This is a genomic window from Streptomyces sp. ISL-99 (assembly GCF_018614005.1).
GTDB classification, from domain to species: Bacteria; Actinomycetota; Actinomycetes; order Streptomycetales; family Streptomycetaceae; genus Streptomyces; species Streptomyces flavidovirens.
Genome location: NZ_JAGGPC010000002.1, coordinates 1 through 20,275, shown reverse-complemented (window position 1 = coordinate 20,275; position 20,275 = coordinate 1). Strand labels below are relative to the sequence as shown.

The following is a 20,275-nucleotide window of genomic DNA, read 5'->3' as shown; positions in this document are numbered from 1 at the left end:
CCGAGGGCGAGCCGGCGCGAGCGGGGGGCGGCGGGTGATGCGGGAGACGGGGCGGATGCGGCAGACATGCGGCCTCTCCTGCTCCGTTGGGGCGAAAGGAGAGACCGTAGCAGATGGGTTTGTTGCAGACTATTTCTTACGGGCCTACTTTTGGGCCTGGCGCGCGCGGCGGGCCGCCCGGGGCTGGTCGACCGGAGTCGCCAGACCGTCACTGACCAGGAACTTCAGTGCGCGCAGGAGCACCTCCCGGTCCCCCTCGGGAAGCGCAGCCAGGGCCTCACGGTGCACGCGGTCGACGATCTCCTGGCTCCGCCCGGCGACGCGCGCGCCCTCCTTGGTGACCGCGATGATCCGGGCGCGCCGGTCCGTACTGGACGGGCGGCGCTCGGCGAGACCGGCCTTCTCCAGGGCGTCAACCGTGACCACCATCGTCGTCTTGTCCATGTCGCCGATCTCTGCGAGCTGGATCTGGGTGCGCTCCTCTTCCAGGGCATGGACGAGTACGCAGTGCATCCGGGCGGTCAGGCCGATCTCGGCGAGGGCGGCGGACATCTGGGTGCGCAGGACGTGACTGGTGTGATCGAGGAGGAAGGACAGGTCCGATTCGGTGCGGGCGGGCGTCATGGCGGTCATGCACACCAGCGTAGCAATTCGATCCGTGACGGATTATCCCGAAGAGGACTTCTCTGCGGCCGCCAAGCCACTTGAACATGTTCAAAAATGGGTCTAGATTCATCCCTGCCAGCCTTTTGAACACGTTCAAGAAGGGGTGGGGAATGGACCTCACTGTCGTCGCCTACGTCGTCTACCTGCTGATCAGCGTGGCGCTCACCATCTGGGTCGCCCGGACGCTGAGCCGCAACGGGCGCATCTTCATCGCGAGCGTCCTGCACGGGGACGAGAAACTCGCCGACGCGGTCAACCACCTCCTGGTGGTCGGCTTCTACCTCGTCAACCTCGGCTTCGTCGCCCTCTACCTCAAGGCCGCGGACGCCGTCGCGGACGCCCGCGGGCTCTTCGAGGCGCTCTCGGTGAAGCTCGGTGTCGTCCTCCTCGTCCTCGGCGTCATGCACCTCGGCAACGTCTGGGTCCTCAACAAGATCCGGCGGCGGTCCATCATGGAGCGCGAGCAGGTCCCGCCGGTCCCGCCGCAGGGCTGGACCACCGCTCCCGCCGGGGCGTGAGCACGGTGACCCGCATCCCGGTCACCAGACTGACCGTCCTGTACGACGCCCAGTGCGCCCTCTGCGTCCACCTGCGGAGCTGGCTGCTGCGCCAGCGGCAGCTCGTACCGCTGGACCTGGTTCCGGCCGGCTCGGACGAGGCGCGGCGCAGGTACCCGCGCCTCGACCACGCCCGCACCATGCGGGAGATCACCGTCATCGGCGACAAGGGCCAGATCTACGGCGGGCCCGCGGCCTGGGTGGTCTGCCTCTGGGCCCTGGCCGACCACCGGCCCAAGGCCCACTGGCTCGCCACCCCGGCGGGCTCCCCCTTCGTACGGGTCACGATGCTCGCGGCGGCCAAGTACCGCGAGGCGACGGGGGCGGGGGCGGGGGCGGGGGCAGGCCTCGCGCCGCCCTGCGACGACCGGTGCTCCGTACCCGGTTAGGCTCGGACACCGTGAAAGAAGACAAGGCCCCGAAGAGCGAGCAGACCCGCACGCTCATCCTCGAAACCGCCCTCCAGCTCTTCCAGGACCGCGGTTACGACAAGACGACCATGCGGGCCATCGCCAAGGAGGCAGGGGTCTCCGTAGGGAACGCGTACTACTACTTCGGCTCCAAGGAACACCTCGTCCAGGGCTTCTACGACCGGATCGCCGCCGAACACCAGGCGGCGGTCCGTCCCGTACTGGACAAGGAGACGGACCTGGAAGCGCGCCTGGCGGGCGTGCTGAAGGCCTGGCTCGACATCGCCGCGCCGTACCACGAGTTCGCGGCCCAGTTCTTCAAGAACGCCGCCGACCCCGAGAGCCCGCTGAGCCCCTTCTCCCCCGAGTCGGAACACGCCCGCGAGGCGGCCATCGCCGTGCACCGGGAGGTCCTGGCGGGCTCCAAGGCCAAGGTCGCGGAGGAACTGCGGGACATCCTCCCCGAGTTGATGTGGCTCTCCCAGATGGGACTCGTCCTGTACTGGGTCTTCGACCGCTCCGAGGACCGGGAGCGCAGCCGCCGCCTCGCCGAACGCGGCGCCCGCCTCACCACGCGCGGGGTCGCGCTCGCCCGCTTCCGGGTGCTGCGTCCGCTCGTACGCGAAGTGCACGAGCTGTTCACGGACTTCCTGCCGGGGATGGCCCAGACGGCCGCTGCCCGCAAGACGGACTGACCGCGGCTACGCCTGGCGCGAGGCCAGTTCGACCACCGTGATGTCGGACTCCGCGCCCACCCGGACCGGCGGACCCCACGCGCCCGCACCGCGCGAGACGTACAGCTGCGTGTCGCCGTACCGCTCAAGGCCGGCGACCGTCGGATTCGCCTGGGCGGCGAGGAAATTGCCCGGCCACAGCTGCCCGCCGTGCGTGTGCCCGGACAGTTGAAGGTCCACTCCGTGGCGTACCGCGTCGTGGATGACCACGGGCTGATGCGCGAGCAGGACGGCCGCGCGGGTACGGTCCCGGTCCCCCAGCGCCCGTACGAAGTCGGGGCCCTGCCCCTCGCTCTCCCCCGCGAGGTCGTTGACCCCGGCGAGGTCGAAGCCCGCGATCTCGACGCGGTCGTTCTCCAGCGGCCGCAGACCGAGCTCGCGCACATGGTCGACCCACTGCTCGGCGCCGGAGAAGTACTCGTGGTTGCCGGTCACGAAGAAGGCCCCGTGCCGGGCCCTGATCTGCGCCAGCGGCTCGGCCGCGTGACCCAGATCGGCCACGCTCCCGTCGACGAGGTCGCCGACGACGGCCACCAGGTCGGGCTGGACGGAGTTGATCCTGTCGACGATGCGCTGGGTGTGGGCGCGGCCGAGGATCGGACCGAGGTGTACGTCGCTGACGACGGCGACGCGGAACCCGTGCGCCCCACGCGGCAGTTTGGCCAACGGCACGCTGACCCGCTTCACCCGCGGACCGCGCAGCACGCCGTACGTCCCGTAACCGACAGTGCCCAGCGCGGCCACGGCGGCGCCCGCCCCCACCACCCGCGACACGAACATGCGCCGCGAGAGGTCCCCGGAGGCGGTGGAGCCGCCGGGCCGGGTGCCGGGGATCGGCGCCGCGGGCGCGGGCGCGGGAGGTGCGGGCGCCTCGGGTTCCGTCACCGTGTCCGTGCCGCCGGCCGCGGGCGCCGTTGACGTCCCGGCGCCGCCGCGCGTACGGGGGGTTCGCGGCCCGGACGCGGCGGAGCCGTCGGCCGATGCCGGGGGAAGCGCGGAGGCGAGGGGCGAAACCCCGGTGGCCTCCTCGGCATCCCGACGCCCCAACCACCACCGCAGCACCGGCCGTACCGCCTCGCCGACGACCAGCGCCATCACCAGGTACATCAGCACGGCCAGCCACATGTACCCCGGCCACGCCAGCACCTGCTGCGCCCAGAACGGCGTGCCGGCCCGTGCCGACACCAGCGCCCCGACCGCCAGCAACGGCAGCAGCACAGCCGCCACCGTCCCCGCCCGCCGGAGGACACTGCCTCCCGCGGTCGTGTCGCGGACCAGCCGACGCCAGACGTACCAGTGCGCCCCGGCCAGCAGGGCGATGACCGAGAGCGCGATGAAAACGAAGACAACGACCACAGTTATCCCTGTCTCCGCTCACGTCGCAGGGCCCGCACACCACGGAACCCGATCACCCCCACCGCCGTCCCCAGAAGAAAGGACGTGACGGCGAGCAGCAGATGTACCCAGAAGTACGTGGTCGGGTCACCCGCGTCGTCGAAGGCGAGGCCGCTGCCGTCCTTCCACAGGTTCCGGACGAAAGTGACCCAGATGAACCAGCTCCACACCCCGAAGGCGAGCAGGAACCAGGAGACGGAGCGGCTGAGCTTCATACGCCCAGTATCGCCACCGGCCCCCGCCTCCCGCCCCCGGGGTGGGACCGCAGGCCCCGACGCACCTACGGACGCACGTACGGACACCGGTGCTGGGCCGACCCGGCGCAGCTCACGGCGGTTCACCCCCGCCATGTCCACATCCACATCCATGCCCTGTACGTTCTCGTCCGTGTCTGCCGTTAAAAAGACCGCACTGACGGTCCTCTCCGCCGCGTTGCTGCCCGCACTCACCGCACTGCCCGCACACGCGGCAACAGCAGACGACAAGCCAGGTGCACAGCAGCCGAAACCCCCGGCCGTGATGTCGACGGTCGGCGGCACACAACTCGGCCTCCCCGGTACGCAGGTGGAGCTCGGCCCGCGCGCACCCGTGCTCCCGAAGGAGCTGAGCGGCCGGTCGTGGATCGTCGCCGATGCCGAATCCGGCGACGTACTCGCATCGCACAACTCCCACTGGCGGCTGCCCCCCGCGTCCACCATGAAGATGCTGTTCGCGGACACGGTCCTGCCGCGGCTGTCCAAGTCGCAGGTCTACACGGTGAAGGACACCGACCTGGCGGACCTCGGCGAGGGCAGCAGTCTCGTCGGCCTCAAGGAGGACCACACGTACTCGGTCCACGACATGTGGCTCGGGGTGTTCCTGAGGTCCGGCAACGACGCCGTGCACGTCCTGTCGGAGATGAACGGCGGGTGGGACAAGACCGTCGTGGACATGCAGAAGCACGCCGATGAGCTCCAGGCGCTCGACACCACTGTCGTCTCGCCCGACGGTTACGACGCGAAGGGCCAGGTCAGCAGCGCGTACGACCTGACGCTCATCGCCCGCAGCGGGATGCAGAAGAAGGACTTCCGCGAGTACTGCTCGACGGCGACCGCCACCTTCCCGGGCGAGAAGAAGAAGGGGAAGAAGCGCGAGAGCTTCCAGATCCAGAACACCAACCGCCTGCTGACGGGGGCCTGGGGCGTCGAGCCGTACAAGGGCCTGGCGGGCGTCAAGAACGGCAACACCACCCACGCGGGAGCGACGTTCACGGGTGTCGCGCAGCGTGGCGACAAGGTGCTGCTGGTCACCGTCATGAACCCGTCGGCGAGTGAGGGCAACGCTGTCTACAAGGAGGCCGCCCGCCTGCTCGACTGGGGCTTCGAGGCGTCGGGGAAGGTCACCCCCGTCGGTGAACTGGTGCCGCCGAGGTCCGCCGCGACGGACCAGGGCGCGGGGCCCGCCAAGGGCAAGGGTGCGAAGGGCGGCGGCGTGGGCACCGGTGACATCGCCGCCGAGGACGGGCAGACGCAGCTCGCGTCGACCGACGACGGCAGCAGCGGCGTCGGCACGGCGGTCGCGGTCACGGGCGGTGCGCTGGTGGTACTGGCCGCCGCGGCGCTCCTGGTCAACCGGCGCTGGCCGCTGCCCGCCCTGTCGCGTCGCCGCCCGCGCCGCTAGGAGGCGAGGTGCCGGGCGGGGGTCCAGCGGCCGGCGGGGTGCTGGGAGGCGGGCCGTCGGCCGGGGCCTCCTCGGCCTTCTCTGCGTCCGGCCGTTCGCCATCGGCATCCCGGTCTTCGCCCGCCGCCCGCTCGCTGTCGTGCCGCGTCGCCGTCCAGGCCGCGCAGCACAGCAGCAGCTTCGCCGTGAGGTTGATCCACAGCAGCAGTGCGACGGGAACGCCGAACGCCCCGTACATGCTCTTCGCCGCGACGCCCTTCATATAGCTGCCCAGCAGCAGCTTGAGCAGCTCGAAACCGATCGCGCCGATGAGCGAAGCGGTGATCAGCCGGTGCCTGACCGGCTGCACCCCCGGCAGCAGCGTCAGGACGTACAGCAGGATCAGGAAGTCCGCGCCGACCGCGAGGGCGAGCGCGGCGATCCGCAACAGCACGCCGCCCGCGCCGCTTTGGGACACGCCGGTCTGCTCGGCGGTCCAGTCGACGGCCGTCGAGCCGATCGAGGAGGCGGCCCAGGATGAAAGCCCGATGACGCCGAGGCCGGCCAGCACCCCGCCGTCCTTGAGTTTGCGGAGGAAGATGTTCCCCTCGTCGGTGTCGTCCAGCTCCCAGACGGCCCGCAGGCACTCCCTCATCGAGCCGACCCACCCGATACCGGTGAAGAGCAGCACGGCGCCGGCGACGATGCCGACAGTGCCCGCGTTCTCCACGAGGGACGCGAGGTCGAGCTGCCCGGAGATGCCGGGCACCTGCTCGGCGATCTTGTTTTCCATGCGGTGCAGCTGGTCGTCGGAGAGCAGGGCCGCGCCGATCGCGGCGCCGACGGTGATCAGCGGGAAGAGCGAGAGAAAGCTGATGAAGGTGATCGCGGCAGCCAGCCGGGTCCAGTGGACGCGATCGAGCGTTTCGTACGTACGCCACGCGTGAGTGACCGTCAGCCGCGTCACGAACGGGCCGACGACGGGCAGATTCTTCAGCCAGTCCATGACGTGCGCCTACCCTCCGGGGCCGAAAACCAGCGTCCTGGTCCCCCAGAAGCGCAGGCAGGTCGCCAGCGCCATGCCGACGACCGCTCCGGAGACGGTGTCGGCGCGGGGGGAGGTCAGCCCGAGGCCGTAGTGCGAGGCGGTGAGGCAGAGGAGCTGGACGACCGCGCCCGCGACGTTGACGGCGAAGAAGACGGCGTACTGGCGCACCCGTAACCGGGCCCGGACCACGGCCCGTGTTCCGTCCGCCGCCCGCTTCCGGTACGTGCCCAGTGCGTTCCCGGCGTACGCGACCGAGCATCCGGCGACGAACGACAGCGCCTTCGCGGTGAGCGGATCCCAGCCGAGCGGGCCGCGCAGCCACCCGAAGAGCGCGAGGTCGACGGCGTACGCACAGCCGCCTGCCAGCGCGAAGCCGCGCAGCTCGGACCGGGTCACGCCCCGTGCGGGGCGTCTCACAGATCGGCCACGGCGAGCCCGTACATCCCCACCCACACGAGCCCGATGACGGCGAGCCCACGGTCGCGCAGGACGACGTCCTCGGGGGCGCCCGCCGTGCCCCGGTCGGCGAAGACGGCGTACCGCAGCACGGAGAGGATGAACGCGACCATCGACAGCTGGCGCCACGGCAGCAGGCTGCCGTTGGCCGTGCCGCCGCTCTCCAGGGCCCACAGGCAGTACCCGAGTACGGCGACTCCGGCCGCGAGCTGCCAGACGAAGCGCAGGTAACCGGTGGTGTATTCGCCGAGCAGCGCGCGGGTGGCGCCGCGCTGCCCGGGCCGGGCGGCCATCTGCACGGCCTCGGAGTAGCGCTTCGCGGCGACCATGAAGAGCGCGCCGAAGCCGGCGGTGATCAGGAACCAGCGGGAGAGGGGGATGTCGAGCGCCACGCCGCCGATCATCGCGCGCATCAGGAAGCCGGTGGTGACGACGACGAGATCGACGACGAGGACGTGCTTGAGCCGCATGCAGTACGCGAGCTGCATGACGACGTACGCAGTGAGGAGAGCGGCCGTCATCACGTTGCAGAGCAGGGCGGCGGCGACCGGCGTGAGGACGGCGAGCAGCCCTCCGGCCGCGTACGCCACGCGCACGGGGACCTGTCCGGCGGCGACGGGGCGGCGGCGCTTGACGGGGTGCGCGCGGTCGGCGTCGGCGTCGCGCGCGTCGTTGATCAGGTAGACGGCGGACGCGGCGGCGGTGAACAGCAGGAAGACGACGGCCAGTTGGGCCAGGGCGCGGTAGGAAGCCAGTTCTCCCGCGGCGGCGGGCGCGGCGAGGACCAGTACGTTCTTGACCCACTGGCGGGGGCGCGCGGTGCGCAGCAGCCCGGCGGGCAGGCTGAGCGGCCGCCGCCTGGGCGCCCGGCGCGGCGCGGCACGGCGGGGCCGCCCGATCATCGCGGTGGTGGGGGTGGTTGTTGCGGTCGCGGTTCTGTTTCTGGTTGCGGTGGTCCTGGTGTTGCTGCTGCTGCGCTCAGGCATGCGCGGCACCGCCTTCGGCCACGGTCCCGACTGCGGAGGCGGAGACGGGCGCGTGGAGGGGCGCGGAGAGGGGCGCGCGGAGGGGCGCGGAGGCGGAGGTCGCGGTCCGCGCCGGCGCCGGCTTTGCCATCCAGGCCGCCCCGAGTCCGGCGGTGATCCCGCCGAGCAGGACACCGGCCACCACATCGCTCGGGTAGTGGACCCCGACGACCAGTCGGGACACGCACATCGCGGCGGCCAGCGGCGGCACGAGGTGGTGGCCGACGGGGCGCAGCGCGCCGAAGGCCACCGCCGCGGCGGCGGCCGACGCGGCATGGGAGCTCGGGAAGGAGTGCCGGCCGGCGGTGCTCACCAGGGGCTTCAGGGCGGCGAGTTGGGGGCGGGCGCGGCGTACGGCCAGCTTGACGGCCATGCTCGCGAGGTGCGCCGCACCGATCAGCGCCGTACCACGCAACCAGGCCCCGCGGCGCTCGTGGTCGGCACCCGCACCCAGGAGGCCGGCGGCGATCCAGACGGCGCCGTGCTCACCGCACCAGGAGAGCCCCCGGGCGGCCGACGCCACGCGTGGATCCGTACCGCAATCCCGCATGGCCGACAGCAGACGGCGATCAACCTCTCGCATCTGTCACCCCTCTTCCGTAGCGGCGGCCCGGCCGGTCGGTCGGGCGCAGGCAAGGGGCGACTCTGCTCGGATTAAGCAGACTAGTCATGTTAATTGCGTACGACACTCCACCAATCACCCATTCGCCCAGCACACCAGGCGATTTACTGAACTGCGACGTTTACCGGCGATACGGTCACTGCCATGCCTGTCGACACCCCCTCAGTGGAAGTGACCGGTTGGGGCCGCACCGCCCCGACGGCCGCCGCCCGCCTGGTCCGCCCCCGTTCGTACGAGGAGGCGGCGGCCGCGGTCCTCGACTGCGGAACGGGCGGCGTGCGGGGCGGGCGCGGCGTGCGGGGAGGTATCGCGCGCGGGCTCGGCCGGGCGTACGGCGACGCGGCGCAGAACGCGGGCGGCTCCGTACTCGACATGACCGGCCTCGACCGCATCCGTACGATCGATGCCCGGACGGGCGTCGTGGTGTGCGACGCGGGCGTGAGCCTGCACCGGCTGATGGAAGTGCTGCTGCCGCTCGGCTGGTTCGTACCGGTCACCCCCGGCACGCGGTACGTGACCGTGGGCGGCGCGATCGGCGCCGACATCCACGGCAAGAACCACCACGGCTCCGGCTCCTTCTCCCGCCACGTCCTCTCCCTCGAACTGCTCACCGCCGACGGCCAGGTACGTACCGTCCCCTCCGGTACGGGCCTCTTCGACGCCACGGCGGGCGGCATGGGCCTGACCGGCGTCATCCTCTCGGCGAGCATCCAGCTCCTCCCCGTCGAGACCTCCTTGATGTCCGTCGACACGGAACGCGCCACCGACCTGGACGACTTGATGGCCCGGCTCACCGCCACCGACCACCGCTACCGCTACTCGGTCGCCTGGATCGACCTGCTCGCGCGCGACGCGGCCATGGGGCGCTCGGTACTCACGCGGGGGGATCACGCCGCGCTGGACGCGCTCCCGACGCGCGCCCGCCGAACGCCGCTCGCGTTCCGGCCGGGCAGGCTCCCGGCCGCACCCGGCTTCGTACCCGAAGGGCTGCTCGGGCGGGCGTCCGTGGGGCTGTTCAACGAGCTCTGGTACCGCAAGGCACCCCGCGCGCGGACCGGTGAGATCCAGAAGCTGTCGACGTTCTTCCACCCGCTGGACGGCGTCCCGCACTGGAACCGGATCTACGGGCGCGGCGGGTTCGTCCAGTACCAGTTCGTCGTCGGGTACGGGCAGGAGGAGGCCCTGCGCCGGATCGTCGGCCGCATCTCGGGGCGGGGCTGCCCGTCGTTCCTCGCCGTGCTGAAACGGTTCGGAGCCGGCGATCCGGGCTGGCTGTCCTTCCCGGTGCCCGGCTGGACGCTCGCGCTGGACATCCCGGCGGGCCTGCCGGGGCTCGGCGCGTTCCTCGACGAGCTGGACGACGAGGTGGTGGCGGCGGGTGGCCGCGTCTACCTGGCGAAGGACTCCCGGATGCGGCCGGAGCTGCTGGGCGCGATGTATCCGCGGCTGCCGGAATTCCGGGCGCTGCGCGCGGAGCTCGACCCGCGCGGCGTCTTCACGTCGGACCTCTCCCGCCGCCTTTCCCTGTGACCGGGTGACCGAGTGACCGACCGACCGTCTGACCGACCGACTGACCGACCGACCAGGAGCGCTTCATGAAGGACGCCTTCGGCACCCCGCAGTCCCTGCTCGTACTCGGCGGCACGTCCGAGATCGGCCTCGCGACGGCCCGCCGTCTGATCGCCCGCCGCACCCGTACGGTCTGGCTGGCCGGCCGCCCGTCCCCCGCCCTCGAAACGGCGGCGGCCGGGCTGCGCGCGCTGGGTGCGGAGGTCCGTACCGTCGCCTTCGACGCGCTCGACCCCGTGGCGCACGAAGAGAAGCTCGGCAAGGTCTTCGCCGAGGGCGACATCGACATGGTGCTGCTGGCCTTCGGCGTCCTCGGCGACCAGGCACACGACGAAGAACAGCCGCTGTCGGCGGTCAGGGTCGCGCAGACCAACTACACGGGCGCCGTCTCGGCCGGCCTGGTGTGCGCGAAGGCGCTCCAGGGGCAGGGCCACGGCTCACTGGTCGTGCTGTCGTCGGTGGCGGGCGAGCGCGCCCGGCGCGCCAATTTCATCTACGGGTCGAGCAAGGCCGGCCTGGACGCCTTCGCGCAGGGCCTCGGCGACGCGCTGCACGGGACGGGCGTACACGTGATGGTCGTACGTCCCGGATTCGTCCGCTCGAAGATGACGACGGGCCTGCCGGAGGCCCCACTGGCGACCACGCCGGAGGCGGTGGCCGCGGCGATCGAGACGGGGCTGCGGCGGCGCTCGGAGACGGTGTGGGTGCCGGGGACGATGCGGTTCGTCATGTCGGCGCTGCGGCACGTGCCGCGACCGCTGTTCCGGCGGTTGCCGGTGTGACGAGGGGCGGGCAGGGGAAAGCCCCTCAGGGCCCAGCCGGGGTCAGGGGCCACCCACGGTCAGGGGCCACCTACGGTCAGGAGCGGAACGACGGGGCCGCGGGCTGGTCCACGGGCGAATTCTGGGCCGGCACGACACCCGCCGCCCCGCCCCCGAACGCGTACTCACGCAGCTTGCGCCACACCCCGTCCGCCCCCTGCTCGTACAGCGCGAAGCCGGCGCAGGCCCACTCCGCCTCGTACTCGGAAAGCTCTTCGTACGCCTGGTCCATGCCCTCTTCGGAGATGCCGTGGGCGACCGTGACGTGCGGGTGGTACGGGAACTGGAGCTCGCGCACGAGCGGGCCCGACGTGTCCCTGACCCGCTTCTGGAGCCACGCGCAGGCCGCCGCGCCCTCGACGACCTGCACGAAGACGACCGGGGAGAGCGGGCGGAACGTGCCCGTACCCGACAGACGCATCGGGAAGGAGCGCCCGGACGAGGCGACCTGCGCAAGGTGCGTCTCGACGGCCGGCAGCAGCGCCGCGTCGACCTCGGTGGGCGGCAGGAGGGTGACATGCGTGGGGATGCCGTGCGCGGCAGGGTCCCCGAAGCTCGCGCGCCGCTCCTGGAGCAGGCTGCCGTACGGCTCCGGGACCGCGATCGAAACGCCGAGCGTTACGGTCCCCACGTCGTTCTCCTCCGTCGTCCGGTACGTCCTGTGGTGCTGGGCTTGTGGTCCTGCCAGTGTGCAGTGTGGCGGGCGCGCCGCCTCCGTGGCCAGAGTCCTTGGTCAGGACATCCGGCCGACGGCCCGCCCTCAGTGCTTGGCGGGCAGGAGCCCGACCTTCTCGTAGGCCTGGGCGAGGGTCTCCGCGGCGACCGTACGGGCCTTCTCGGCGCCCTTGGCCAGGATCGAGTCCAGCGTCTCCGGGTCGTCCAGATATTCCTGGGTGCGGGTCCGGAACGGCGTGACGAAGTCCACCATCACCTCGGCGAGGTCCGTCTTGAGCGCGCCGTACATCTTGCCCTCGTACTTCTTCTCCAGCTCGGCGATCGTCTCGCCGGTGAGCGTGGAGTAGATGGTGAGGAGGTTGCTGACGCCCGGCTTCTCCACGGCGTCGTAACGGATCACGGTGTCCGTGTCCGTGACCGCGCTCTTGATCTTCTTCGCGGTCGCCTTGGGCTCGTCGAGCAGGTTGATCAGGCCCTTCGGCGTCGACGCCGACTTGCTCATCTTGATCGCCGGTTCCTGGAGATCGAAGATCTTCGCCGTCTCCTTGAGGATGTACGGCGCCGGGACGGTGAACGTGTCGCCGAAGCGGCTGTTGAAGCGCTCGGCGAGGTCGCGGGTCAGCTCGATGTGCTGGCGCTGGTCCTCGCCGACCGGGACCTGATGGGCCTGGTAGAGCAGGATGTCCGCGACCTGGAGGATCGGGTACGTGAAGAGGCCGACGGTGGCGCGGTCGGAGCCCTGCCGGGCGGACTTGTCCTTGAACTGCGTCATGCGGGAGGCCTCGCCGAAGCCGGTGAGGCAGTTCATGACCCAGCCGAGCTGGGCGTGCTCGGGCACGTGGCTCTGCACGAAGAGCGTGCAGCGGTCCGGGTCGAGGCCGGCGGCCAGCAGCTGGGCGGCGGCGAGCCTGGTGTTGGCACGCAGTTCGGCAGGGTCCTGCGGAACCGTGATCGCGTGCAGGTCGACGACCATGTAGAAGGCGTCGTGCGAATCCTGGAGAGCGACCCATTGGCGTACGGCGCCAAGGTAGTTGCCGAGGTGGAACGAGCCTGCGGTGGGCTGGATGCCGGAGAGCACGCGAGGACGATCAGAGGCCATGAACTCATTCTCTCAGGTGTGGAACCCAACTCGGCTCTCCGGTGTATCAAGAGTGTGAGGACGCGGGAGGGGACCCTGGAGGGGGACCGCATCGGCATCGACGATGCTGCGGTGATCGCGCGCGTACGGTCCGGGGAGCCCGAGGCGTACGCGGAACTGGTGCGCGCCTACACAGGCATCGCGCTCAGGGCGGCTGTGGCCCTCGGAGCCGGTGCGGAAGCGGAAGACGTGGTGCAGGCGGCCTTCTTCAAGGCGTACCAGTCGCTGGGGCGCTTCAGGGAGGGCTCGGCCTTCCGGCCGTGGTTGCTCGAATTGTCGCGAATGAGACGAGAAACACAGTGCGCTCGGCGAGTCGCCTGCGGGCCGCGACGGGGCGGGAGGCGGCGCTGCTTGCCGCCGGTCCGGTGATACCGGAATCGGACGATCCGGCGGTGGCGGCGCTCGCGGAGGAGCGGCGGAGGCAGCTGCTGGCCGCGCTGGACGAGCTGAAATGAGGAACAGCGCCGGGTCGTCACGTACCGCTATCTGCTGCAGATGGACGAGGCGGAGACGGCGGAGGCACTGGGCTGGCCACGGGGCACGGTGAAGTCCGGATGTCGACGGGGCCACGATGGCCGAGCGGGTGCTGGCGCAGATCATCGCGGAAGCGGTGCCCGTGCCGGTGGCGGAGCCGCAGGGGCGTGCGGAACGGGTGCGGGCCTGGGCGCGGCGCAGGTGGCGGATGCTGAGCGCCGCCGTGTCGGGGCTGCTGGTCGTGCTGGTGCTCACGCCACCGGTACGGGCGGCGGTCGCGGAGTGGTTCGACTTCGGCGGCGTGGTGGTGCGGTACGACCCGACGGCCTCACCGCCGCCCGGGTCGCCCGGCGCGGGGCCGCCCGGCTGTGGTCCTGCTGGGCGCGTCGCCGGGCGTGGCGGGTGGACCGACCAGTGTGCTGGTGGTCTCGCCGGAGAGCGGACAGGCTGCTTCGCTCTACCACACGGCCGCCCGCTACCAGGAGCTGGAGAAGTACCTCGGCTCCGGGGAGGCGCACGGCGTGCGTGAGCGGCCACTGGAGATCGACGGCGCCGTGGACGAGGGCGGGACGTGGCGCCGGCTCACCGTGACCTGGCTGCGGCACGATGTGTCCGTGTGGCGGGTGGACCGGGTGCATCTGCCGAAGTCGGGCGGGCCCATCTGGGTCAGTACGCAGACCGACGGCCCGGCCGTCCCCGCGGAGCGCTGGCATCTGGCCGACAACCCGGTGAAGCTGCGCGGCCTGCTGGGCGCGCTGGGCGTCCTGGGCGACACGGAGGGCGCGGCCGGTCCGGGCACCGGCGGAGGCAATTACCCGCCGGACTTCGTCAGCAGGTACGAAGCCGAAGCCCTGGCCGAAGGGGGCGATCGTGGCGGGGAAGAGCCGGGAAAGACCCTGCCGGGAGATGCCGTGCCCGGAGAGGCCGGAGCCGGCGCGGGCACGCCGGTGCGGTCCGGTGACAGCGACGCCGGTTCGGCGGACTGGTGGTGGGCGATACCGGGGCCGGCGGCCGGGGTCCTGATCGGCTTCGCCGGGGTCACTCTGGTCCGGCGCGGCACGGCCCGGCGGGATCAGGGTCAGTGGGACCCGGGCCCGCCGGGGCCGCGTCGGCAACTCATCGATTCGTAAAGCGGGTTGCGCCTTCGGAACGAGAGTGACGTCAGTCCCTCGAGAGGCCCGGTGCCGGGAAGGCGGCCATGAGGTCCGCGACCTCGGCGCGGATCGTGGCGAGTGCGTCCTCGTCGCCGGTGCGGGCGGCGGTGACGCCCCGGTCGATCCAGTCGGCGACGGCCGGCATGTGCTCGGTGGCGAGACCGCGAGAGGTGAGGGAAGGAGTGCCGATGCGGACGCCGGAGGGGTCGAACGGCTTCCTCGGGTCGTAGGGGACGGTGTTGTAGTTGACGACGATCCCGGCCCGGTCGAGCGCCTTCGCCGCCACCTTGCCGGGCACGTCCTTCGGGGTGAGGTCCATCAGGATCAGGTGGTTGTCGGTGCCGCCCGAGACCAGGTCGAAGCCGCGGGCGAGCAGTGCCTCGGCGAGCGCCTTGGCATTGTCGACGACCGCGTGCGCGTAGTCGCGGAAGGAGGGCTGGGCCGCCTCGTGGAGGGCGACGGCGATGGCGGCGGTGGTCTGGTTGTGCGGGCCGCCCTGGAGGCCGGGGAAGACGGCCTTGTCGATGGCCTTCGCGTGCTCCTCGCGGGACATCAGCATCGCGCCGCGCGGGCCGCGCAGGGTCTTGTGGGTCGTCGTGGAGATGACGTCGGCGTGCGGGACCGGGGACGGGTGGGCGCCGCCCGCGATCAGTCCGGCGATGTGGGCGACGTCCGCGACGAGTACGGCGCCGGACTCGCGGGCGATCTCCGCGAACGCCGCGAAGTCGATGGTGCGGGGGAGGGCGGTGCCACCGCAGAAGATCAGCTTCGGGCGCTCCTTGAGCGCGAGGTCGCGGACCTCGTCGAAGTCGATGAGCCCGGTGTCGGGGCGTACGCCGTACTGGACGCCGCGGAACCACTTGCCGGTGGCCGAGACGCCCCAGCCGTGGGTGAGGTGGCCGCCCATCGGCAGGGCCATGCCCATCACGGTGTCACCGGGCTCGGCGAAGGCGAGATAGACGGCGAGGTTGGCGGGCGAGCCGGAGTAGGGCTGGACGTTGGCGTGGTCCACGCCGAACAGGGCCTTGGCGCGGGCGATGGCGAGCCGCTCCACCTGGTCGATGTTCTGCTGGCCCTCGTAGTAGCGCCGGCCCGCGTAGCCCTCGCTGTACTTGTTCTGCAGGACGGTGCCGGAGGCTTCGAGTACGGCCTGCGAGACGTAGTTCTCGCTGGGGATCAGGCGCAGGGTGTCGGCCTGGAGTTGTTCCTCGGCGCCGACCAGTGCGGCGAGTTCGGGGTCCGTGGCGGACAGTGCGGGGTGGCTGAGGGGGAGGTTCGCGGGGTGGCTGGGCGGGAGATTCATCGTGTCCTCCGGGGCGAGCGGTCAGTGTCCGGTCGTGATCCCGGGGTGCCCAGGCGGGCGGCACCTCGTGCTGTTGTTCCCCGCACGGATTCCCCGCGGTCTGTTCCGCGTACGCCAGTCGCCGTGCGTACCGGCCACCCTAGCGGCCGCGGCGCCAAGCATGGTTTCTTCGTCCGGCATACGAGCGACGATAGAAAGGGGCACCAGCCTGCCCCTCGCCGGATGGATTTGTTTCGACGATCGGAGACCCCGTGTCGACCACCCAAGCCGCCATCGCCTCTGCCGAGGCGCACAGCGCGCACAACTACCACCCCCTCCCCATCGTCGTCTCATCGGCGGACGGCGCCTGGATGACCGACATCGAGGGCCGTCGCTACCTCGACATGCTCGCCGGGTACTCCGCGCTCAACTTCGGCCACTGCAACCGTCGGCTCATCGATGCCGCCAAGGCACAGCTCGACAGGGTGACGCTGACCTCGCGGGCTTTCCACCACGACCGGTTCGCCGAGTTCTGCGCGCGGCTCGCCGAGCTGTGCGGCATGGACATGGTGCTGCCGATGAACACCGGGGCCGAGGCGGTGGAGACCGCGGTGAAGACGGCCCGCAAGTGGGGTTACAAGGTCAAGGGCGTGCTGGACGGCACGGCGAAGATCATCGTCGCGGCCAACAACTTCCACGGCCGTACGACGACCATCGTCAGCTTCTCCACGGACCACGAGGCCCGCGCGGACTTCGGCCCTTACACGCCGGGCTTCGAGATCGTTCCGTACGGGGACCTGACGGCGCTCGACGCGGCGATGACGGACAACACCGTGGCCGTGCTGCTCGAACCCATCCAGGGCGAGGCGGGGGTCCTGGTGCCGCCGGCCGGCTACCTGGCGGGTGTAAGGGAGTTGACCCGCGAGCGGAACGTGCTCTTCATCGCGGACGAGATCCAGTCGGGCCTCGGGCGTACGGGCAAGACCTTCGCCTGCGAGCACGAAGGCGTCGTCCCCGACATGTACATCCTCGGCAAGGCGCTGGGCGGCGGGGTCGTGCCGGTGTCCGCCGTCGTGTCGTCGGCCGAGGTGCTGGGGGTGTACGGGCCGGGCGAGCACGGTTCGACGTTCGGCGGGAACCCGCTGGCCTGCGCGGTGGCGCTGGAGGTCATCGCGATGCTGCGCACGGGCGAGTTCCAGCAGCGCGCCACCGAGCTGGGCGACCACCTCCACCAGCAGCTGGGCCTGATGGTGGGCGGCGGCTCGGTGGAGGCGGTGCGCGGCCGCGGGCTGTGGGCGGGCATCGACATCGCACCGTCGCGCGGCACCGGCCGGGCGATCTCCGAGAAGCTGATGGACCGGGGTGTCCTGGTCAAGGACACCCACGGTTCGACCATCCGGATCGCCCCGCCGCTGGTGATCAGCAAGGAGGACCTGGACTGGGGTCTCGACCAGCTCGGCGCCGTGCTGGCGGGCTAGGAAAGGGCTCGCCTGCGATCGTGCGTTCGCCGAGCCGTGGCACCTACGGCACGGCTCGGCGAACGCACGGCAGGGGCGCGGGGCGCGGCCCGTCGCGGGCCGCCTGCCGTCAGAGGATTACGTGTGGCAGGAAGCGGGCGTACTCGTCCGTGATCAGGCCCGACGACTCGCGGATGCCGAGCCCCGCCGCCTCGTCTTCGACGACCCACGCACCGAGCACCACACGGTTGCCGTCGAAGTCGGGGAGCGGGGCCAGCTCCTGATAACAGACCGGCTGTTCCTGCGCCGCCGCAGGAGCCGTGCCCGGCTCGTGAATCGTGACGCCCGCCCCCTCGCGGCCGAGCAGCGGCTTGGCGACGTAACCGGGGCCGTCGGGAGCGGCCAGCTCGCGCGGGCCGTCGAGGTAGGCGGCGAGCAGGTTCGGGTGGCCGGGGTAGAGCTCCCAGAGGATCGCGAGCAGCGCCTTGTTGGAGAGCAGCATTTTCCAGGCCGGCTCGATCCACAGGGTGGTGCCGGTGCCGCCGCCGTTGTCGAGGGTGTTCAGGACGTGCGGCCCGAAGCGGTCGGTCGTCAGCCATTCCCACGGGTAGAGCTTGAAGCAGCTGCGGATGAAGCGCAGCCGTCCGTCGACGAAGCGGCCCGAGAGCCGGTCCCAGCCGATCTGTTCGACGGACAGCGCCTCGGTGGCGAGTCCCGCCTGCTGGGCGGTCTCGCGCAGATACGCGACCGTCATCAGGTCCTCGCCGAGCTCGTCGCCGTCCGAGTGGACGAAGTGCAGCGGCCCTGGCGGCAGGAGGTGCGCCTGGTGCTTCCACGCGTCGACGAGCCGCTCGTGCAGCGAGTTCCACTGGTCGGCGCCGGGAAAGCGCTCCTCCATCCAGAACCACTGGGGACTGGCCGCCTCCACCAGCGAGGTGGGCGTGTCGGCGTTGTACTCCAGCATCTTGGCGGGACCCGTGCCGTCGTACCGGAGGTCGAACCGCCCGTAGATGGAGGGGAGTTCGGCCCGTCGCCGCCACGAGGTGGCGATCCTCGACGCCAGGCGCGGGTCCGTGATGCCGAGGTCGGCGAAGCGGTCGTGCTCGACGATGTGCGCGGCGGCGGCCAGGCACATCGCGTGCAGCTCCTCGACGACCTCCTCCATCGCCTCGACCTCGGGCAGCGAGAATTCGTAGTACGCGCTCTCGTCCCAGTAGGGGCGCAGCGACCCGTCGGGGAAACGGGTCAGCGGGTAGATGAGGCCCTGCTCCTCGACGGTCTGCTGCCAGCCGGGGCGGGGTTCGATCGCGTGACGCTTCATCAGTGGGTGCCTGGGTGCCTGAGCCCGGGGGCTCTGTCAGCCGCCGCCGGAGCCGGAGGAGCCGAAGCCGCCCCGGTCGACCGCGGACTTGTCGAAGCTGCCGTCCGTGACCTTGCCGTTGCTGACGTGGCCGCCGTAGTAGTACCTGCCGCTGCTGGAGTCGTCGTCGCACTCGTAGTCGGGCAGCACTTCCTTGGTGACCGGTTTCACGCACCGCCGGTCCGGCTCCGAGCCGCAGGCGGTGAGCGTCGCCGCCAGGACGCCCATGCCGCCGAGCAGGACTGTGCCCGACCTCAGTTTGCGCCGTCGTGCCGCCATCTACCGGCCACTCCCCCGTCGTTCGAACAGATTCTCAGACCGACCGACAGACTAGATGGCCCGCTCCCGCCGCCGGAACCCAGTGCGCGAGCTCCACCCATCTAGAGTCGTTTTGTGATCCTTGGGATGATCTGTGCGCTCAGTTCGGCGGTCTGCATCGGTACGGCCTCCGTACTCCAGGCCGTCGCGGCCCGCGCCGCGCAGCTCGGCACCGGCAGCGGAGTCGACGTAACGCTGGTGCTGCGCGCTCTGCGTCAGTGGCGTTACGTCGCCGGTCTCGCCCTTTTCGGACTCAGCTTCGCGCTCCAGGTCGTCGCCCTGCTCACCATCCCCATCTACGCCGTCGAGGCGGCCCAGGCCGGGAGCCTGGCCGTCACCGCGGTGGTCGCCGCGCCCGTACTGAAGGTCCGGCTCCGGGGCCTGGAGTGGGCCGCGGTGGCCGTGGTCTGCGCGGGTCTGGCGCTGCTCGGGCTCTCCGTCGGCGCGCAGGGGGGCAGCGACGGCCCGCCCGCCCTGCGGTACGCCCTGCTCTGCGTCACCTTCGCCGTGCTGCTCGCGGGCGCGGTGGCCGGCCGCCTGCCGGGCCGGGCCCGAGCCCTGGTCCTCGGCTTCGGCGCGGGCACGGGCTTCGGGGTGGTGTCGGTCTCGGTGCGGCTGATCGACGACCTGGCGCCGTCGGCCCTCGTCGCCAATCCGGCCGTGTACGCCCTTCTCCTGGCCGGCGGTACGGCGTTCCTGCTGCTCACGTCGGCGTTCCAGCGCGGTTCGGTGACCACGGCGACGGCGGGCATGGTGGTCGGCGAGACGGTCGGTCCGGCCGTGGTGGGCATCGTGTGGCTCGGCGACCGTACGCGCGAGGGCCTGGCGGCCTGGGCGGCCGTGGGCTTCGTGGTGGCGGTGGCGGGCGCGCTGGCCCTGGCCCGGTTCGGTGAGGCCCCGGCGATCGCGGCGCCGGGGTCGGCCGACGCCCCGTAGCCGACGCGGAGGCCCCGAAGCCGCCCCCGGCGTAGGCGCTCGCCGGCGGTGGTTTATCGTTCACCCATGCGTGGAGCGAGCCGCCGGTGCGGCCGCCAGCCGCACCCGTACGAGCCCCGGTCGGTCCCCCCGTCCGGCCGGGGCTCCCCTTCCTCCCGTACGCGGGCGCGAGCCGTCACGGCAGCGCCCGGCACAGGGCGTCCAGCGCCCCCGCCCACGCGCCCCCTGTGGCGCCATTGAGAGCGCCGTGAGGCTACTTCGGGCCCCACAAGGCTCACCCGAGCCCGTCAGAAGGGCGCGCAGGGGCTCGCTGACCTTTCTCTCCCACGCCTTCCCCCCGCGCTTTCCGGCCCGGTACCTACTCGCCTCGCTGCGGGTGGTACCGGGCCTCTCTGCGTTTCCGTGACCTTGAGTGATCACCGGTCGGCAAGGGTGGGCAACTAGCACGCTTATGTCCAAATTCAGGGAGGTCCAGCCGGCCGGAATCCTGGCTACTTCGCGTAGCGAGATAGGCCGCACTGCCTAGTACTGCAGCCGCGG

General features: G+C 71.4%; 20 protein-coding genes, 2 pseudogenes and 1 riboswitch. Of the genes and pseudogenes, 10 read left to right on the top strand and 12 right to left on the bottom strand.

Going from position 1 to position 20,275, the window contains the following annotated elements; translation table 11 throughout:
* Positions 1 to 144: 144 nt before the first annotated feature.
* Positions 145 to 633, bottom strand: a complete 489-nt coding sequence (locus J7E91_RS00400; RefSeq protein WP_214898058.1) for a MarR family winged helix-turn-helix transcriptional regulator — start codon at positions 631 to 633, stop codon at positions 145 to 147.
* Between the two features lie 143 nt (positions 634 to 776).
* Between J7E91_RS00400 and J7E91_RS00395 the strand changes: the two genes are divergently transcribed.
* From J7E91_RS00395 to J7E91_RS00385, 3 genes are read left to right on the top strand one after another with little or no spacing between them, the layout of a single operon-like run.
* On the top strand, positions 777 to 1,184 hold the full coding sequence (locus J7E91_RS00395) for a hypothetical protein (protein ID WP_214898056.1): 408 nt from the start codon (positions 777 to 779) through the stop codon (positions 1,182 to 1,184).
* Positions 1,181 to 1,612: a DCC1-like thiol-disulfide oxidoreductase family protein gene (locus tag J7E91_RS00390; RefSeq protein WP_308375887.1), complete on the top strand. Its 432-nt coding sequence runs from the start codon at positions 1,181 to 1,183 to the stop codon at positions 1,610 to 1,612. Before J7E91_RS00395 ends, J7E91_RS00390 begins: the two co-directional genes overlap by 4 nt.
* Before the next feature lie 11 nt (positions 1,613 to 1,623).
* On the top strand, positions 1,624 to 2,328 hold the full coding sequence (locus J7E91_RS00385; protein ID WP_214898054.1) for a TetR/AcrR family transcriptional regulator: 705 nt from the start codon (positions 1,624 to 1,626) through the stop codon (positions 2,326 to 2,328).
* A 6-nt stretch (positions 2,329 to 2,334) separates the two neighbouring features.
* On the opposite strand, the gene J7E91_RS00380 is transcribed toward J7E91_RS00385, so the two are convergent.
* A complete protein-coding gene (locus J7E91_RS00380) occupies positions 2,335 to 3,723 on the bottom strand; it encodes a metallophosphoesterase (protein WP_214898053.1) in 1,389 nt (462 codons plus the stop codon).
* Between the two features lie 2 nt (positions 3,724 to 3,725).
* A complete protein-coding gene (locus tag J7E91_RS00375) occupies positions 3,726 to 3,977 on the bottom strand; it encodes an SCO4848 family membrane protein (protein ID WP_028812255.1) in 252 nt (83 codons plus the stop codon).
* A 172-nt stretch (positions 3,978 to 4,149) separates the two neighbouring features.
* Here J7E91_RS00375 and J7E91_RS00370 point away from each other — a divergent pair, with 172 nt between their 5' ends.
* On the top strand, positions 4,150 to 5,421 hold the full coding sequence (locus tag J7E91_RS00370; RefSeq protein WP_308375886.1) for a D-alanyl-D-alanine carboxypeptidase: 1,272 nt from the start codon (positions 4,150 to 4,152) through the stop codon (positions 5,419 to 5,421).
* On the opposite strand, the gene J7E91_RS00365 is transcribed toward J7E91_RS00370, so the two are convergent.
* The 4 genes and pseudogenes from J7E91_RS00365 to J7E91_RS00350 form a co-directional block, all read right to left on the bottom strand.
* Complete coding sequence (locus J7E91_RS00365; protein ID WP_214898047.1) at positions 5,369 to 6,406, bottom strand: YihY/virulence factor BrkB family protein; 1,038 nt, start codon at positions 6,404 to 6,406, stop codon at positions 5,369 to 5,371. The genes J7E91_RS00370 and J7E91_RS00365 overlap by 53 nt on opposite strands.
* 9 nt (positions 6,407 to 6,415) lie before the next feature.
* Positions 6,416 to 6,844, bottom strand: coding sequence for a GtrA family protein (locus J7E91_RS00360; RefSeq protein ID WP_308375885.1), 429 nt, complete (start codon positions 6,842 to 6,844; stop codon positions 6,416 to 6,418).
* Positions 6,845 to 6,861: 17 nt separating this feature from the next.
* Positions 6,862 to 7,806: a decaprenyl-phosphate phosphoribosyltransferase gene (locus J7E91_RS00355; protein WP_214898334.1), complete on the bottom strand. Its 945-nt coding sequence runs from the start codon at positions 7,804 to 7,806 to the stop codon at positions 6,862 to 6,864.
* Positions 7,807 to 8,017: 211 nt separating this feature from the next.
* Positions 8,018 to 8,512: pseudogene (locus J7E91_RS00350) on the bottom strand (phosphatase PAP2 family protein); the annotation flags it as partial.
* 183 nt (positions 8,513 to 8,695) lie between these two features.
* On the opposite strand from J7E91_RS00350, the gene J7E91_RS00345 reads away from it, so the two are divergent.
* Complete coding sequence (locus tag J7E91_RS00345) at positions 8,696 to 10,081, top strand: FAD-binding protein (RefSeq protein ID WP_214898044.1); 1,386 nt, start codon at positions 8,696 to 8,698, stop codon at positions 10,079 to 10,081.
* A 65-nt stretch (positions 10,082 to 10,146) separates the two neighbouring features.
* Positions 10,147 to 10,902, top strand: a complete 756-nt coding sequence (locus J7E91_RS00340; protein ID WP_214898042.1) for a decaprenylphospho-beta-D-erythro-pentofuranosid-2-ulose 2-reductase — start codon at positions 10,147 to 10,149, stop codon at positions 10,900 to 10,902.
* Between the two features lie 76 nt (positions 10,903 to 10,978).
* On the opposite strand, the gene J7E91_RS00335 is transcribed toward J7E91_RS00340, so the two are convergent.
* Both J7E91_RS00335 and trpS read right to left on the bottom strand, forming a co-directional pair.
* Positions 10,979 to 11,572: a 2'-5' RNA ligase family protein gene (locus tag J7E91_RS00335; protein ID WP_214898040.1), complete on the bottom strand. Its 594-nt coding sequence runs from the start codon at positions 11,570 to 11,572 to the stop codon at positions 10,979 to 10,981.
* A 129-nt stretch (positions 11,573 to 11,701) separates the two neighbouring features.
* The gene (gene trpS / locus J7E91_RS00330) at positions 11,702 to 12,715 is read right to left on the bottom strand and encodes a tryptophan--tRNA ligase (RefSeq protein ID WP_214898038.1); all 1,014 of its coding nucleotides are present in this window, start codon (positions 12,713 to 12,715) and stop codon (positions 11,702 to 11,704) included.
* Between the two features lie 111 nt (positions 12,716 to 12,826).
* On the opposite strand from trpS, the pseudogene J7E91_RS00325 reads away from it, so the two are divergent.
* Together J7E91_RS00325 and J7E91_RS00320 are read left to right on the top strand one after the other, a co-directional pair.
* Positions 12,827 to 13,318, top strand: a pseudogene (locus J7E91_RS00325) (RNA polymerase sigma factor); the annotation flags it as partial.
* Between the two features lie 305 nt (positions 13,319 to 13,623).
* Positions 13,624 to 14,358, top strand: a complete 735-nt coding sequence (locus J7E91_RS00320) for a hypothetical protein (protein WP_214898363.1) — start codon at positions 13,624 to 13,626, stop codon at positions 14,356 to 14,358.
* Between the two features lie 31 nt (positions 14,359 to 14,389).
* On the opposite strand, the gene glyA is transcribed toward J7E91_RS00320, so the two are convergent.
* Entirely contained in the window at positions 14,390 to 15,685 is a 1,296-nt protein-coding gene (gene glyA, locus J7E91_RS00315; protein WP_214898036.1) for a serine hydroxymethyltransferase, read from the bottom strand.
* Between the two features lie 40 nt (positions 15,686 to 15,725).
* A riboswitch (ZMP/ZTP riboswitch) is annotated at positions 15,726 to 15,817 on the bottom strand.
* A 119-nt stretch (positions 15,818 to 15,936) separates the two neighbouring features.
* On the opposite strand from glyA, the gene rocD reads away from it, so the two are divergent.
* Positions 15,937 to 17,142 carry an ornithine--oxo-acid transaminase gene (gene rocD / locus J7E91_RS00310; RefSeq protein ID WP_214898035.1) on the top strand — a complete coding sequence of 402 codons (1,206 nt, stop codon included), beginning with the start codon at positions 15,937 to 15,939 and terminating at the stop codon, positions 17,140 to 17,142.
* A 109-nt stretch (positions 17,143 to 17,251) separates the two neighbouring features.
* On the opposite strand, the gene J7E91_RS00305 is transcribed toward rocD, so the two are convergent.
* Both J7E91_RS00305 and J7E91_RS00300 read right to left on the bottom strand, forming a co-directional pair.
* The gene (locus J7E91_RS00305; protein ID WP_214898033.1) at positions 17,252 to 18,442 is read right to left on the bottom strand and encodes a glutathionylspermidine synthase family protein; all 1,191 of its coding nucleotides are present in this window, start codon (positions 18,440 to 18,442) and stop codon (positions 17,252 to 17,254) included.
* 36 nt (positions 18,443 to 18,478) lie between these two features.
* The gene (locus J7E91_RS00300) at positions 18,479 to 18,760 is read right to left on the bottom strand and encodes a hypothetical protein (RefSeq protein ID WP_214898028.1); all 282 of its coding nucleotides are present in this window, start codon (positions 18,758 to 18,760) and stop codon (positions 18,479 to 18,481) included.
* 126 nt (positions 18,761 to 18,886) lie between these two features.
* Here J7E91_RS00300 and J7E91_RS00295 point away from each other — a divergent pair, with 126 nt between their 5' ends.
* The gene (locus J7E91_RS00295) at positions 18,887 to 19,735 is read left to right on the top strand and encodes a hypothetical protein (protein ID WP_214898333.1); all 849 of its coding nucleotides are present in this window, start codon (positions 18,887 to 18,889) and stop codon (positions 19,733 to 19,735) included.
* Positions 19,736 to 20,275 lie beyond the last annotated feature (540 nt).

What these genes read in the sequence shown, in the direction of transcription:
- J7E91_RS00400 (WP_214898058.1), bottom strand. Translation starts at nt 633, where the DNA reads ATGACCGCCATGACGCCCGCCCGCACCGAATCGGACCTGTCCTTCCTC.
- J7E91_RS00395 (WP_214898056.1), top strand. Translation starts at nt 777, where the DNA reads ATGGACCTCACTGTCGTCGCCTACGTCGTCTACCTGCTGATCAGCGTG.
- J7E91_RS00375 (WP_028812255.1), bottom strand. Translation starts at nt 3,977, where the DNA reads ATGAAGCTCAGCCGCTCCGTCTCCTGGTTCCTGCTCGCCTTCGGGGTG.
- J7E91_RS00365 (WP_214898047.1), bottom strand. Translation starts at nt 6,406, where the DNA reads ATGGACTGGCTGAAGAATCTGCCCGTCGTCGGCCCGTTCGTGACGCGG.
- J7E91_RS00355 (WP_214898334.1), bottom strand. Translation starts at nt 7,806, where the DNA reads ATGATCGGGCGGCCCCGCCGTGCCGCGCCGCGCCGGGCGCCCAGGCGG.
- J7E91_RS00345 (WP_214898044.1), top strand. Translation starts at nt 8,696, where the DNA reads ATGCCTGTCGACACCCCCTCAGTGGAAGTGACCGGTTGGGGCCGCACC.
- J7E91_RS00340 (WP_214898042.1), top strand. Translation starts at nt 10,147, where the DNA reads ATGAAGGACGCCTTCGGCACCCCGCAGTCCCTGCTCGTACTCGGCGGC.
- trpS (WP_214898038.1), bottom strand. Translation starts at nt 12,715, where the DNA reads ATGGCCTCTGATCGTCCTCGCGTGCTCTCCGGCATCCAGCCCACCGCA.
- glyA (WP_214898036.1), bottom strand. Translation starts at nt 15,685, where the DNA reads ATGAATCTCCCGCCCAGCCACCCCGCGAACCTCCCCCTCAGCCACCCC.
- J7E91_RS00305 (WP_214898033.1), bottom strand. Translation starts at nt 18,442, where the DNA reads ATGAAGCGTCACGCGATCGAACCCCGCCCCGGCTGGCAGCAGACCGTC.
- J7E91_RS00300 (WP_214898028.1), bottom strand. Translation starts at nt 18,760, where the DNA reads ATGGCGGCACGACGGCGCAAACTGAGGTCGGGCACAGTCCTGCTCGGC.
- J7E91_RS00295 (WP_214898333.1), top strand. Translation starts at nt 18,887, where the DNA reads ATGATCTGTGCGCTCAGTTCGGCGGTCTGCATCGGTACGGCCTCCGTA.